14 protein-coding genes are annotated in these 13659 nt (G+C 46.8%); 8 read left to right on the top strand and 6 right to left on the bottom strand.

Annotated features, from left to right (window positions below; translation table 11 throughout):
* Window positions 1–97: 97 nt before the first annotated feature.
* A complete protein-coding gene (locus tag B2739_RS10650; RefSeq protein ID WP_331345846.1) occupies window positions 98–697 on the top strand; it encodes a Yip1 family protein in 600 nt (199 codons plus the stop codon).
* A gap of 223 nt (window positions 698–920) precedes the next feature.
* Entirely contained in the window at window positions 921–2339 is a 1419-nt protein-coding gene (locus B2739_RS10645; RefSeq protein WP_331345845.1) for a hypothetical protein, read from the top strand.
* A gap of 42 nt (window positions 2340–2381) precedes the next feature.
* Here B2739_RS10645 and hemL read toward each other — a convergent pair whose 3' ends face one another.
* The 4 genes from hemL to B2739_RS10625 all read right to left on the bottom strand — a co-directional run bounded on the left by hemL (window position 2382) and on the right by B2739_RS10625 (window position 6592).
* The gene (gene hemL / locus B2739_RS10640; RefSeq protein ID WP_331345844.1) at window positions 2382–3662 is read right to left on the bottom strand and encodes a glutamate-1-semialdehyde 2,1-aminomutase; all 1281 of its coding nucleotides are present in this window, start codon (window positions 3660–3662) and stop codon (window positions 2382–2384) included.
* A gap of 113 nt (window positions 3663–3775) precedes the next feature.
* Window positions 3776–4387, bottom strand: a complete 612-nt coding sequence (gene thiE / locus B2739_RS10635; RefSeq protein WP_331345843.1) for a thiamine phosphate synthase — start codon at window positions 4385–4387, stop codon at window positions 3776–3778.
* 1 nt (window position 4388) lies between these two features.
* A complete protein-coding gene (hemJ, locus tag B2739_RS10630) occupies window positions 4389–4811 on the bottom strand; it encodes a protoporphyrinogen oxidase HemJ (protein WP_331345842.1) in 423 nt (140 codons plus the stop codon).
* A 38-nt stretch (window positions 4812–4849) separates the two neighbouring features.
* The gene (locus B2739_RS10625) at window positions 4850–6592 is read right to left on the bottom strand and encodes a chloride channel protein (RefSeq protein WP_331345841.1); all 1743 of its coding nucleotides are present in this window, start codon (window positions 6590–6592) and stop codon (window positions 4850–4852) included.
* A gap of 154 nt (window positions 6593–6746) precedes the next feature.
* Here B2739_RS10625 and argC point away from each other — a divergent pair, with 154 nt between their 5' ends.
* The 4 genes from argC (at window position 6747) to erpA (ending at window position 9465) form a co-directional block, all read left to right on the top strand.
* Complete coding sequence (argC, locus tag B2739_RS10620) at window positions 6747–7793, top strand: N-acetyl-gamma-glutamyl-phosphate reductase (RefSeq protein ID WP_331345840.1); 1047 nt, start codon at window positions 6747–6749, stop codon at window positions 7791–7793.
* A gap of 76 nt (window positions 7794–7869) precedes the next feature.
* Complete coding sequence (locus tag B2739_RS10615) at window positions 7870–8634, top strand: DUF6776 family protein (protein ID WP_331345839.1); 765 nt, start codon at window positions 7870–7872, stop codon at window positions 8632–8634.
* Window positions 8635–8660: 26 nt separating this feature from the next.
* On the top strand, window positions 8661–9041 hold the full coding sequence (locus B2739_RS10610) for a polymer-forming cytoskeletal protein (protein ID WP_331345838.1): 381 nt from the start codon (window positions 8661–8663) through the stop codon (window positions 9039–9041).
* Between the two features lie 70 nt (window positions 9042–9111).
* Window positions 9112–9465 carry an iron-sulfur cluster insertion protein ErpA gene (gene erpA / locus B2739_RS10605; protein WP_331345837.1) on the top strand — a complete coding sequence of 118 codons (354 nt, stop codon included), beginning with the start codon at window positions 9112–9114 and terminating at the stop codon, window positions 9463–9465.
* Between the two features lie 15 nt (window positions 9466–9480).
* On the opposite strand, the gene B2739_RS10600 is transcribed toward erpA, so the two are convergent.
* Window positions 9481–10596 carry an anhydro-N-acetylmuramic acid kinase gene (locus tag B2739_RS10600; protein ID WP_331345836.1) on the bottom strand — a complete coding sequence of 372 codons (1116 nt, stop codon included), beginning with the start codon at window positions 10594–10596 and terminating at the stop codon, window positions 9481–9483.
* Window positions 10597–10610: 14 nt separating this feature from the next.
* On the bottom strand, window positions 10611–12023 hold the full coding sequence (locus B2739_RS10595; protein WP_331345835.1) for an OapA family protein: 1413 nt from the start codon (window positions 12021–12023) through the stop codon (window positions 10611–10613).
* On the opposite strand from B2739_RS10595, the gene B2739_RS10590 reads away from it, so the two are divergent.
* Both B2739_RS10590 and tyrS read left to right on the top strand, forming a co-directional pair.
* The gene (locus tag B2739_RS10590) at window positions 12022–12285 is read left to right on the top strand and encodes a hypothetical protein (protein WP_331345834.1); all 264 of its coding nucleotides are present in this window, start codon (window positions 12022–12024) and stop codon (window positions 12283–12285) included. The two genes, B2739_RS10595 and B2739_RS10590, sit on opposite strands and share 2 nt — an antisense overlap.
* Complete coding sequence (tyrS, locus tag B2739_RS10585; protein ID WP_331345833.1) at window positions 12272–13579, top strand: tyrosine--tRNA ligase; 1308 nt, start codon at window positions 12272–12274, stop codon at window positions 13577–13579. The genes B2739_RS10590 and tyrS overlap by 14 nt, the downstream gene beginning before the upstream one ends.
* The last annotated feature ends 80 nt before the right edge of the window (window positions 13580–13659 follow it).

Here is a 13659-nt window from a genome sequence, read left to right as displayed (position 1 = left end):
TATTGTTTTGAATTACATTTGTTCTAATGCGCCCAGTGAAGTTGGTAATGTCAGCCCCTATACTCATAGCACATCAGTAGGTTTCCGGAGGCAGGATATGATTTCTCATGTTGCTGGTTTATTTACTCATCCGCACAAAGAATGGGAGGAAATTCGCGATACACAGGAAAGCGTCTCCCATTTGTATTTCGCGCATGTACTTTTCCTTGCATTGATTCCTCCTGTCTCTATGTATATCGGTACCACGAAAGTGGGGTGGACGATTGGCAATGGCGCGCCGGTTATGCTCACCGAATCCAGCGCGGCAATCATGAGCGCGCTGATGTATTTGGCCATGCTCACCGGTGTGGCGGTGATAGGTATGTTTATCAACTGGATGGCGCGCACCTATGACTCATCCCCCGGGCTTGCCCGCTGTATTGTGTTTGCCGCATACACGGCGACACCGCTATTCCTCGCCGGTCTTTGCGCGCTTTATCCCAATGTCATATTGGCAATGTTGGTGGGCATAGTTGCGATTTTTTATACGGTGTATTTGCTTTACATGGGCATTCCCATTTTTATGAAAATCCCTGAAGACGAAGGATTTATTTATTCAAGTTCAATACTGACAATTGGCTTGGTCATGTTTGTCTCTATCATGGCAATTACTGTATTGATCTGGAGCTTCGGGTTTGGGCCGGCTTATGCGGGCTAGTGATGGGGTATTATTTCGCGTACAAAAAATTACTGGACACTCAGTCTAATTTGCAATTAAATTGCGCCGCCAAAGAGCCGGTACTTGGCTCGGTCAAGCTCTGCTTGTTATGAATCTCTGCATAACAAGCAGCCTCTTTTTTTGATATTTCACTTATTCATTTTTGGCTCGCGGGCTGCGTGTTCCCGAGTTGTAATTTGTTGTACAAAAGGTAATTGTTGTTATGGACTTGGCTGTAATGAGGGATTCGTGGGGTAAGCGTCTGCCCGAGATATTAATATTAGGGTTGATGGTTGTTCTGCTTTGGTCAAACCTTTCTTTATTTTTAACAGTGGATATTTGGCGTAATGACTCAATGTATTACGTCAGTAGCTATGATGATAAGTTGGTCGAGGAAGGCCGTTGGATTAATCATCTTTTCTTTCGATTTTTACAGCTAGTCCCAAGCGATGTCGCTATCGTGATTAGCTATTTTTGCGTCATTCTTTTTTCAGCTGTAGTTGCTTTCAGGGTAACAAAAAATATATTTTTTTCGGCTGTTTTTGGCATTTTATGTGCGCTTACACCAGTCTTGCCGGTACAGCTTGAGTGGCCAGAAACATTACTTTTCGGGTTTGTTGGGTTGGCTTTGTCTCCTGTGTTACAGAAGAGCTTGCCTGATCTATATTTCTTTCCATTAGTTGCCATTCTATTCATGGGTACTTTTAGTGCCTTTTATTTCCTGATGCCGCTCTTGTTTTTGAGCGGGTTGAATTATTCGCGATTTTGGCGATTGATGCTGATCTGGATTGCCGCATTTATTGCAGCATATATTGCTACCAATTTTTTGGTTTATATCTTGACCGGACATTCCATTCAGCTTGCGAATTGGAGAAACCCTAATTATCTCCATAATTTCGATGATTTTTTGGTTAACTTGGAAAATATAAAACGTGCCATTTTTATTCATTTGGGGAAAATGGAATCTTTTTTAAAGAAAGGTGTGTTAGCAATTTTGCTGGTAAGTAGCATTGTTGTTTCCATTTGGAAGAAACAGTATTGGTTACCTTTGCTCGCCATTATTTGTAGTTTAGGGATTTATGTTTCAACGCTTCCTGTCGGAATCTATATTCAGGATCGCACCACCCTGTCAGCATTTATCGCATTATTTGCTGCTTTGTTTCTTGCGCCTTATGCGTCGCGGACGGCAGTATTGGTTGTAATGGTTATTATGTTTTCATTGGCTGTTCGTATGGCGAAGGTGGGGCATGAAGGAATTAGTTGGTATAGCATTAATACCAATCTGCTTGCACAACAAATTGAGTCAGTTGTAGTTGCTCCACCAGAAGAAGTTGGCCGGGTATTTGTAGTGGCCGAAATGGCTGAATCCCGGAAAATGTTTGACATGATCAATAATAATATTAATAAAAGAAATTTATATTCTGAGGGTTTTTCGCATCCCCAGTATTGGGTGCCTGTATTAAAGGAAATGGGTTACAAACACTTCAGGGTATGCCCGGATTTGCAGGGATGGGATTGTGATCAGATAAAATCTATGTATCAGGAGCGGGCGCAATATCAACGTGAACAAGGATTGTTTATCAGTCGTCGTTTGCCGGATGGCGGCATGTTAATTATGATCAATCCTCTTGCGGTTAAATAAATATAGGCCTGCTTGTCACGAACAAGCAGGCCTATTGAATGGTTACAGCTGTTTAAAAACTTCCGCCGCTGCAGCCAGTGTATTGGCAATATCTTCATCGGTATGGGCTGCAGACATAAAGCCTGCTTCATACGAAGCCGGTGCCAGATAAATGCCGCGTTCTAACATACCGTGGAAAAATTTATTGAAGCGCGGAATATCGCATGCCATCACTTGTTTAAAGTTGGTGACTTTTTTCTCGCTGGTAAAGAAGAAACCGAACATGCTGCCGACGTGGTTGGTGGTGAATGGAATTCCGGCTTCATCGGCAAGCTTTTGTAAGCCTTCTACTAATTGTGTGGTGCGCGCGCAAAGGTGTTTATAAAAATCCGCTTGCTCCAACAACTCTAATGTCTTTAAGCCGGCGGCCATGGCAACCGGGTTTCCTGATAGTGTTCCCGCCTGATATACAGGACCGGAGGGCGCAATCATTTGCATAATGTCGCGGCGGCCACCAAAAGCGCCAACCGGCATTCCGCCACCGATAACTTTGCCGAGTGTGGTGATGTCCGCTTTGATGCCGTAATGACCTTGCGCGCCAGTGTGACTAACGCGGAATCCGGTCATGACTTCATCCAGAATCAATACGCTGCCGTATTGATCGCAAACCTCGCGTAGACACTCCAAAAATCCTGCAACCGGTGGAACACAATTCATATTGCCAACAACAGGCTCAACAATAATGCACGCAATTTGATCGCCCAATTTTGCAAAACACTCACGCACTTGTTCTGCGTTGTTGTAATCAAGTGTGAGCGTGTGGTCGGCCAATACCGCAGGTACGCCAGGTGAACTGGGAACGCCGAGTGTGAGCGCGCCTGAGCCTGCCTTGATTAGCAGTGAATCAGAATGGCCGTGATAGCAGCCTTCAAATTTAATAATTTTGTCGCGTTTGGTGAAGGCGCGTGCGAGACGGATTGCACTCATGGTGGCTTCAGTGCCGGAGCTAACAAAGCGCACCATATCCATGCCAGGCATTAATGTGCAGAGTTTTTCCGCAAGTGTTGTCTCGCGTTCGGTGGGTGCACCAAAACTTAATCCGTGTTTTGCTGCTTCAATCACGGCGTTGATGACCTCGGGGTGCGCATGGCCTAATACCATTGGTCCCCAACTTTGTACGTAATCGATATAGCGTTTGCCATCGGCATCCCATACATAGGCGCCTTGGGCTTTCTCAAAAAACACGGGCGTTCCACCCACCGCTTTGAATGCGCGCACTGGTGAATTGACTCCACCGGGAATGTGTTTTTGTGCTTGTAAAAATAATTCTTCGGAGCGGCTCATGTGTAAATCCTGATAAATAAAATGTAATTTTTTTTGTTGGTTTGGCGGTGGGAAACGAACCCCCAATGCGAATTTTTCAAATTTTGCGTTGGAGTTCGTTCCTCACTTCCAATCTACAATTCAATAAATTTTCTGGCTTGTTCAGTAATGTCGTTTGCTGAAAAAAGGCTGTGACAAACGGCGAGCATGTCGGCACCGGCATCCAGCAGTTGTTTGCCGTTATCCAGTGTGATGCCGCCAATCGCTACAATCGGTGTATTTACAAACTGCGCGCGCGCTTCGCTGATTAACGATAGGGGGGCAGGGCGTGCATCGGGTTTTGTGCTCGATGGAAAAAACCGGCCAAAGGCGACGTAGTTGGCGGTGTCTTTAATGGCTTGCTGTGCCAGTGCAAGTGAAGCGTGGCAGGTTACGCCGATAATGGCGCTGCTGCCTAAAATAAGGCGTGCCGCTACGGGGTTTGTGTCGTCTTGTCCCAAATGCACACCATGCGCGCCACTGTTTTTGGCGAGCTCTACATCATCGTTAATCAATAATTGCGCCTGATATTGATTGCAAAGCGTGAGTAAATGTTTTGCTTCAAATAAACGGCGAGCATGATCCGCTGATTTATCGCGGTACTGCACCCATTTGCAGCCACCTTTTAATGCAGCCGCAACTGCATCAAACAGTTTGTCACCGGGGAGTAATTGTGAGTCGGTAATTGCATAGAGTGTACTGGTCATGTCAAAACGGCCTTACGACAACCAAGATCACAATGCCGACCAATAAAAACACCGGCAGTTCATTAAATACGCGGAAAAATGTATGGCTTTTGGTGCAGCGATCATCGCGCAGTTGTTTCCAATAGGCGACGCACGCGTGGTGATATCCTGTCAGCAGAGCAACCAGCACTATCTTGCACCAGAACCACATTTGCGTTGAGTAATAACCCCAGCCGAGCCACATCATCCAGATGCCAAAAATATAGGTAGCGCCCATCGCGGGATTGGCGATACCGCGCAATAATTTTCGCTCCATTATTTTGAAGCGCTCGCGGCTGATGTCATCTTCACTCATGGTGTGATAAACGAATAAGCGCGGCAAATAAAATAGCGCGGCCATCCAGCTAATAACGGAGATGATGTGAAATGCTTTAATCCAGAGCATGTGAGCGTCTCAATAAAATGATTTCGTAGGTAGAAAATTTAGATACGGTAATAGTCGTCAATTTTGTTGCGTGTGATTATACCCAAGGGTTGGTGGGTATCGTTAAGGGATTCTACCCAGAGTGCATCCAGTTGTTGATGGTTCATTAATTCAAGTGCTTCAAATAAATTGGCATCGGCGGGAATGCGTGCGAGGTCATAACGGCGCGCCGGTATTTCTTGCAGGTTGAGCTTGTCGTTAGCATCGCGATGTTGCAATTGAGCGTGGAGATCGGCCGGTTGCAGCAGTTGGCTGCTTTCGCGCAGTAAAATCCAGTGCGGGTGGTGGCTCAGCAATTGTTGCGCTGTGTTTGCATCGATGAGGTTGTCGCTCACGACTAAATGGCGATCCATTATGCCACGTACACCTGTGCGGCTAAGAAGTTGTTCCATCGCTTCCGCACTGCGGAATTTCCCTTGTATACGCAGCACATGCTGGAATAATCCATCGCATTTAAAGACCCAGCGCGTGGTGAGGCAGGCGGCAATCACCACCAGCATACTGGGAAAAATAATATTGGGGTTATAGGTGAGTTCGAGAATGGCCATCATGGAGGCAAGAGGTGCATTCAGTGTTGCGCCCATCATCGCCCCCATACCCAATATCACATAGAACCCAATAGCACTGGCGGAATTGGGCATGAGCCACTGGGCTGCGCAACCCACTGCGCCGCCAACACAGGCACCAATAAACAGGAGTGGGCCAACAACGCCACCAGGCATTCCAACTCCAAGGCTAAAGGACGTGGCGAAGAGTTTGGTGACGGCAATAGCCAGTAACAGCGCAAAGCCTATCTCGCCGCCAAGAGCGCTGCTGATAGTGTCATAACCAACGCCCATAATCTGTGGAATCCACAGGGCACATATTCCGGTCAATAATCCTGCCAGAGCAAAGCGCAGTGCGATGGGGCGGTTTAGTGCCCAGCGGCAGCTCGCACCGTGAAGGCGGATATAGGCAGCGGCAAAGATTGCGACAACAAAACCGACGGCGGCCATGAGCGGTAATTCACGTAAATCGCCCATGACAGATTGGGCATTCATAAAGGCGATCTCTGGGCCGAAGGCGAGTCTGGTCATGGTCGCACCCGCGAATGCGGCGAGTGTGACAGGGATAAAACCGACAATGGTGTACTCCAGTATCACCACTTCCATCGCAAAAATAACCCCGGCCATCGGCGTGTTAAAACAGGCAGCGATAGCCGCAGCAACACCGCAGCCAGCGAGCGGCCGCAAGGTATTGGCGGGCAATTTTAGCCACTGGCCAAGCAAGCTGCCGCTGCCGGCTCCCAGATGCACAGCAGGGCCTTCGCGGCCGACTGAGTGCCCGGTTAACAAACAGGTGGCGCCGCCGAAGAATTGGGTGATGACGTTACCCACCGGCATCCGCCCCTGATGGTTTTGCAGGCGGTCCATAACATGGCCGATGCTGGTGGCGTGATGGCGCTTGTCAACCAACTGCAGGATGCCCCCCAAGAGTATGGCTCCTGCCACTGGCAGGGCGAAGTGGGTTATCGAACTGACACCCTCAAAGTTTTCAAAGTTATCTGGCAAAAAATAGCCAAGAGGGATTTCTACTACCCAGCGGAATAACACAATGACTGCACCTGCGATAATCCCGGTTAGCAAACCCAGCAGGGTTAACAGCGGCAGTGAATCGGCCCCGGCGAGCTGGTCGCGTAGCGATTCAATGCGCTGGGATAGTTGTGTAGGGGGCTGGTTAGTGGGTGTTGGCTCAATCGGCACGCTGGATTCCTGTTCGGCTATTTATCCGGTTTATGAGAATGATGGGCAGCTTTTGCTTTCGATTTATGGACAAGGCTCTTATGATAGCCGTCTTTCGTTAGTCGCTATAAGTGCGATCACATTGAACAAATCTATTGAGTGTTAGGGGGTTAAGGTGATTAAGGCAGCCATCGTCGGCGGAACCGGCTATACAGGCGTCGAACTGTTACGTTTGTTGGCCAAACATCCACAGGTTGAAGTGACGGTGATCACCTCCCGTGCGGAAGCGGGTACTAAGGTTGCTGATATATACCCCAGCTTGCGTGGCCATGTCGATCTGGCGTTCACCGAGCCCGATGTTGCGGTGCTGGGCGAGTGCGATGTGGTGTTTTTCGCCACTCCGCACGGTGTGGCGCAGAACATGATGGGTGCATTGATGAATACCAAGGCGCGCATTATCGATTTGTCGGCAGACTTCCGTATTCGCGACGTGCCTTTGTGGGAAAAGTGGTACAACCAAACTCATGGAGCTCCTGATCTTGTCACGCAGGCCGTTTATGGTTTGCCGGAAGTAAACCGCGACAAAATCCGCACTGCTAAATTGGTCGCGTGCCCTGGTTGCTACCCAACAGCGACTCAACTGGGTTATTTGCCTCTGATTGAAAATAATCTGGTGGATCCAACACGTCTGATCTCTAACGCCGCAAGTGGCGCGAGTGGGGCAGGTCGTCAGGCAAAAATCGATAATTTACTGATGGAAATTAGCGATAGCTTTAAAGCCTATGGTGTTGCCGGGCATCGCCATTTGCCTGAAATCGAGCAGGGGCTTCGCGATGTTCAGCCAGCAGGCGTTGCACCCGTTTTGTTAACATTTGTTCCGCATTTGTTGCCGATTATCCGCGGTATACACGCCACCCTGTACGCAACTGCGCTCGATGTAAACACGCTGCCGGATTTGCAGAAGCTCTACGAACAGCGTTACGCCAATGAGCCGTTTGTCGATGTATTACCCGCAGGTGAGTTGCCGCAAACTCGTTCGGTGAAGGGTTCTAATGTCTGCCGGATTTCAGTTGTGCGCCCGCAACAACGCGATACGATTGTGGTGTTATCCGTCATCGATAATCTCACTAAAGGTGCATCCGGCCAAGCCATTCAGAATATGAATATTATGTTTGGCTTTGATGAAAAAGCCGGACTGGATGTTGTCGCACTATTGCCTTGATTCTTTCTCTTATCGCGGGTGTGATCGTCTGATGGTCACACCCAATAAAAAAAATGACTGCTAATAATAAAATGCTATGAATTCATCCAAAGCCAAAGTGAAAGGTTCGCCGGTTTATCGTATGAAAGTGGTGCCTCATCGGCCATTGAAAAACGTTTTGGTGATTTTGTTGCTGTCGCTGCTAGTCGCGAGTGCCTTGGTGGCAACTTATTATTATGCGCAGCACAAAGCCAGTAATGAGTTGTTATCCCCAGAAGAAGCACAATCCCTTCGTGCGCAATTGGAGAAATTGACCCAGGAGCTGGGTGATTCCAAACGAGAGTTGGCTAAATATCAGTTAAACGCAGAGGTTGATCGTCAAGCAGGCGAAGATTTACGTAAGCGTGTATTGGAGTTGCGTGAAGAGAAAGCTGCATTGCAGCGCGATGTTGAGGTGTACCGCATTCTCACATCGAAAAAGAGCGCCAATCCTATGGGAATCAGCTTCGGCATTTTTTCAGTTGCATCACTGCCCGATAACAAACATCAATTTAAATTGGTGGTGCAAAAGCTCGCAGAAGGCGACGATGAGTTTTCTGGCCATTTACGTGTAGATGTAATTGGTTTGCGCGATGGCAAAGAGGCGGTTATTTCATTACATGAACTGGCGGTCAATAAAGAAGGCAGTGACCCACTGGCAGAATCTATTCCTTTGAACTTTAAGTTTTTCCAGAATATAGAAACTGAAATCCTATTACCCCAAGGATTCATTCCAGACCGGGTCGAGCTGACAGTGAAATCCAGTGCCAAGCGCAATCCGGTGACTGTTACAGCAGAACTTGAATGGCCAGAAATCAAATAAAACAGTAAAGGTTAAGGAGTCTCCTGATGGCGTTTTCTAATAATCACACTCTTATTTCGCGCGCAACCAGAGTCATTGGAGATTTGTATTTTAGTGGTGAGCTGCAACTGGAGGGCAAAGTGACAGGAAACATCGTCGCAGAAGATGAGAAGGATGCAAAGTTGGTGATTGCTGATACTGGTTTAGTGGAGGGTGAGATTCGTGCTCCCGTCGTTATTGTGAATGGTAAGGTCGTGGGAAATATATACTCCAGTAAGCATCTTGAGTTAGCAGCTAAAGGTAATGTGACCGGGACAGTGCATTATCATTCTATAGAAATGGTCAAGGGGGCACAGTTGAACGGCAGTATGGTCAATAATCAGCAGGAGCCTTCTGGAGTCTTGGATATATTAGCTAAAGCCCAATAGTTGACTGTTTTACTAGGGTAAAGGGATAATAAATCCCGCCCTTGAGGGTTTGGTTGTTTCCGGAGTGTTTATGTCTACCGCTGAAGTTTATATTCCTCAGGTCGTCATCGTGACCGATAGTGCGATTGCCAAGGTCAGGAGTTTGATTGAGGAAGAGGATAATCCGGATCTGAAGTTGCGTGTTTATGTCACGGGGGGCGGCTGCTCTGGCTTCCAGTACGGTTTTACTTTTGATGAAGCTGTGGCTGATGATGATTCCGTTGTTGAGCGTGAAGGTGTCAAAGTAGTAGTGGATGCGATGAGCTATCCTTATCTCGTTGGCGCTATAGTTAACTATGAGGAAGGGTTACAAGGTTCTAAATTTGTTATCCAAAATCCTAATGCATCCAGTACATGCGGCTGCGGCTCGTCCTTCAGCATCTAATAGATGCTTATTGGATTACGCGTAATAAACCCCCCCCAAAATCACTTCCCGATTTGCCCCTGTCACCGCGCGCAAGTTGCCTGACTTGCGGTGTATGGTTTGCTGTGCCAACCAGGCAAACGCCATTGCCTCTATCCACTGTGGGGCAACGCCCAAGGTTGAGGTACTGGCCACAGTGCTATTAGTTAATAAATTTGCCAGGCGTTGCATTAAGTGAGTGTTGTAAGCACCTCCGCCACAAACGAAAATTTCTTTTGCGTCTGGTGAAAGTTGGTTAATGCTATCGGCAATAGAGGTGGCGGTTAGCTCTAATAGGGTGGCTTGCACATCAACAGCTGCGGGCTGCGACGGCAGCATATGCAATTTGCTATCTAGCCATGTGCGATTGAAATTCTCCCGCCCGGTGCTCTTGGGGGCAGGCAATGAGAAGAAAGGATAGGCCAGCAGAAGACGTAGTAATTCAGGATTAATGCTACCCGCCGAAGCCCAGTCTCCATTTGCATCGTAAGATTTATTAAGATGCGTTTGCACCCAGTTATCCATCAGGACATTTCCCGGGCCGGTATCAAAGCCGGATGTTTTTCCTTCGGCTGGAAGCCAGGTGATATTGGCCATACCTCCAATATTCAGGATAACCCGGTCATGCTTCTGGCTTTTAAAGACGGCCTGATGAAAGGCCGGTACCAGTGGTGCTCCTTGGCCTCCTGCTGCCATATCCCGGCGGCGGAAATCTGCCACCGTTGTTATACCTGTTAGCTCTGCAATGATATTGGGATCTCCAATCTGCAAAGTAAATGTCCCTTGGATTGAGCCTGGCGGCCGATGACGGATGGTTTGGCCGTGGCTGCCAATAGCTACAACATCGTGATTAGCAATTTTGGCCTTGCTGAGTAAGTCGAGGCTTGCTTGGGCAAATAGTTGTCCAAGCTCAGTATCCAAAGCGCACATACGATCTATCTCATTTTCATCAGGCAATGAGAGTGCATGTATCTGTTGTTGTATCTTATGAGGAAGAGGAAGGCTGTGCTGGGCAATTAGCTTTGGTGAGAATTGTAAATCTACTAATACGACATCTATAGCATCAGCACTGGTGCCAGACATCAAACCTATATAGAGCTGGCGTTGAGTCATACGAAATGTCTGTATTAGTTGCTGTTATCAGTTTTAGCCACAGCCAAGCGGTTGGAAGATTTGTACTGATCCAATTTTGCGATAAGTGGGCGGGTAGTCTCGTTAAATCTAGCCAATTCAGATTTCTCTATGCCAATCGATTTTGGCAGTGGAACAGTTACAGGATTGCGCACCTGACCATTAACATGGAACTCATAATGCAAGTGAGGGCCGGAAGCTAAGCCGGTAGATCCAACATAACCGATAACATCACCCTGGCTTACGCGAGCTCCTGTTTTCATTCCTTTGGCGAAACCGTTCATGTGACCGTAGAGAGTTTCAATCCCTTGGCCGTGCTGAATGACAATACAATTTCCATAGCCGCCCTTACGGCCAGCGAAAGCAATTTTCCCATTACCTGTCGCACGGATAGGTGTGCCACGTACTGCGGCGTAGTCAGTACCCTTGTGAGCGCGAATAATATGTAATACGGGATGTTTGCGGTTCAGGCTGAAATGGGAACTAATTCGTGCGAATTCGATCGGGGTACGCAAAAATGCTTTGTGCATCCCGCGGCCATCCGGAGTGTAGTAATTGCTTGAGCCATCTTTTGATGTATAACGAACTGCTTTAAATGTTTTTCCGCTATTGGTGAACTCTGCAGCGAGTATTTTACCTGTACCAATGCGTTTACCATCAAGGAATTGTTCTTCATACATCACCTTGAAGTTGTCACCTTTTTGGATGTCCAGAGCGAAGTCGATGTCCCAGCCAAAAATATTCGCCAGTTCCATAGTTAGGTTGCTCGGCATTCCTGCGCGCTTGCCTGCCATATAGAGCGAGCTATCAATAGATGCTTGACGAAATGCGTATTTAACATTCGGCTTTAAAGTGACTTCCTTGCTTGTAAAACCTTTTATACCACGCTCGAAACTCAAGCTATTGAGGTTATCAATAACATAGTTCAATCCGTGTAGTTGCCCGTTCTCCACCAAAAATGACATTTTTTGACCAGCGCGAATATTGCGGAGATCCTTGGCGTCCTTAGCATCACTAAATAATTCATAAATAGCGCGATCATTTAAACCTGCACGTTTGAATAGAATTGATAGATTGTCGCCATTTTGAACAGTGAACTCTTTCCACTTGGGGGATTCTGGCTGGTTTTGTATTGGTTTGTTTGTGTCAGTTTTGGCTGCAACGGTCTGGATTATTGTTTCTACTTCTGGAACCGCTATGGGGGTGGCCTGAGTGTCTAGACCTTGAATTTCTAGTCCGGGAATATTCTTACTTGGAGTACTGGCTATTTCTGTATTGTTATGCTGCTCGCTGGCTAAAACTATTACTAAACCCAATGATAAAGCTACCGCCACTGCGAGGTGCTCGCGCGGTACATATTGAAATAGTGTCGATCGGGCGATGTTGTAATAATTCTTTATTGTAAGCATGTATAAAAATTCGCACTTCTTTGTATATCAAACACTTGAGAGAGTCGGCTCACGTAATTTCACAAAAATATATAGAAAAGTGATCCAAGAAAAAGCATTTATAGCAGAAAAAAATGGCCTTAACACCCCAAAATTTCATCTTATTGCAATAAGTCTTCGCTTTAGCCTTGAATTTGAAGCGAGATGCGGTATCTTTGCCGCCTTTTTGTTCCAAATCGAAACACAATTAACAGGTGTGGTTGGTGTGTATGACGGCTATTGACACAAATTTTCTGCAAGAGTTGCAAGATCGAGGTCTTGTTGCCCAGATGACTGGCGGTGAGGCTATTGTTGAACACCTTAACTCGGGCAGTCGTACGCTCTATTGTGGTTTTGATCCTACTGCGGACAGTCTTCATATAGGGCATCTTGTGCCTTTATTAATGCTTCGCCGTTTTCAATTGGCTGGGCATCGTCCTATTGCCTTGGTAGGTGGTGCAACAGGTCTCATAGGTGATCCCAGTTTCAAGGCTCAAGAGAGAAAGCTAAATACCGCTGAAACTGTTAGTAATTGGGTTGAAAATCTGAAGGGTCAAATTAGCCGCTTTGTTGATTTTGAGTGTGGTGATACCTCTGCGATTGTTGTTAACAACCTTGATTGGGTTGGCAGCATGAATGTGCTGACTTTTTTGCGCGATATTGGCAAGCATTTTTCTGTCAATAATATGATTAACAAGGAATCTGTAAGGCAGCGTATTGAGCGTGAAGGCGAGGGGATTTCATTTACTGAATTCACATACATGCTCCTTCAGTCATATGATTTTGCAGAATTGTACAGTCGATATAATTGTACGTTGCAAATTGGTGGTAGTGATCAGTGGGGAAATATAACTGGTGGTACGGATCTGACTCGGCGTCTGCATGGTGGTCAGGTTTATGGATTAACTGTTCCCTTGATTACCAAATCAGATGGTACGAAATTTGGTAAAACTGAATCTGGGGCTGTTTGGCTCAATCCTGAAAAAACCTCTCCCTACATGTTTTACCAATTTTGGCTGAATGTGGCGGATGCAGATGTTTATCGTTTTATGCGTTACTTTACTTTCCTGTCTGTCGAGGAGATTGCGCGCATTGAGGCTGAGGATGCGGTGAGCAACAAGAAGCCTGAGGCGCAGCGAATTCTTGCGGAGGAGGTGACTCGACTGATTCATGGTCATGAGGGATTGGCTGCGGCTCAGCGAATTACGTTGGCTTTGTTCAGTGATCGGTTCGATATGTTATCCAGGGATGATTTGTTGCAATTGAAGCAGGATGGCTTGCCAGTGTCAGTAATTGATCGAGCGCAATTGGGGCTCGCCCCCTTAACTCAATTGCTTGCAGATGCTGGGTTAGCGGCATCGGGTAAGCAAATTAAAGATGCTCTCGCACGCAATGCTGTATCAATTAATGGTTCCCCGAAATCACTTGATGACAACATGAAGGCTGCGGAATCTTTTGCTAAATGCTGTGGTTTTTTTGAGTGCTTCTATTTGGTAAAGGTTGGCAAAAAGAAGTATCACTTATTTGAAATTGTGTGAATTTTGATTGGTTTGTTTGTTGAGTGGCCTGCTCTTGCTTTGTTATCAAAAAGTCTGCAAATAAAGCTTGTCTGAGGGTG

The sequence above is a fragment of the Cellvibrio sp. UBA7661 genome (assembly GCA_002483365.1).
GTDB lineage: Bacteria > Pseudomonadota > Gammaproteobacteria > Pseudomonadales > Cellvibrionaceae > Cellvibrio.
This window is presented reverse-complemented; position numbering and strand designations above follow the sequence as displayed.

Excerpts from the sequence above, each read along its gene's own strand:
- B2739_RS10600 (WP_331345836.1), bottom strand. The coding sequence starts at position 10,596 with ATGACTCAACGCCAGCTCTATATAGGTTTGATGTCTGGCACCAGTGCT.
- thiE (WP_331345843.1), bottom strand. The coding sequence starts at position 4,387 with ATGACCAGTACACTCTATGCAATTACCGACTCACAATTACTCCCCGGT.
- B2739_RS10650 (WP_331345846.1), top strand. The coding sequence starts at position 98 with ATGATTTCTCATGTTGCTGGTTTATTTACTCATCCGCACAAAGAATGG.
- B2739_RS10590 (WP_331345834.1), top strand. The coding sequence starts at position 12,022 with ATGTATAAAAATTCGCACTTCTTTGTATATCAAACACTTGAGAGAGTC.
- B2739_RS10610 (WP_331345838.1), top strand. The coding sequence starts at position 8,661 with ATGGCGTTTTCTAATAATCACACTCTTATTTCGCGCGCAACCAGAGTC.
- B2739_RS10615 (WP_331345839.1), top strand. The coding sequence starts at position 7,870 with ATGAATTCATCCAAAGCCAAAGTGAAAGGTTCGCCGGTTTATCGTATG.
- B2739_RS10645 (WP_331345845.1), top strand. The coding sequence starts at position 921 with ATGGACTTGGCTGTAATGAGGGATTCGTGGGGTAAGCGTCTGCCCGAG.
- B2739_RS10595 (WP_331345835.1), bottom strand. The coding sequence starts at position 12,023 with ATGCTTACAATAAAGAATTATTACAACATCGCCCGATCGACACTATTT.
- hemL (WP_331345844.1), bottom strand. The coding sequence starts at position 3,662 with ATGAGCCGCTCCGAAGAATTATTTTTACAAGCACAAAAACACATTCCC.
- erpA (WP_331345837.1), top strand. The coding sequence starts at position 9,112 with ATGTCTACCGCTGAAGTTTATATTCCTCAGGTCGTCATCGTGACCGAT.
- tyrS (WP_331345833.1), top strand. The coding sequence starts at position 12,272 with ATGACGGCTATTGACACAAATTTTCTGCAAGAGTTGCAAGATCGAGGT.
- hemJ (WP_331345842.1), bottom strand. The coding sequence starts at position 4,811 with ATGCTCTGGATTAAAGCATTTCACATCATCTCCGTTATTAGCTGGATG.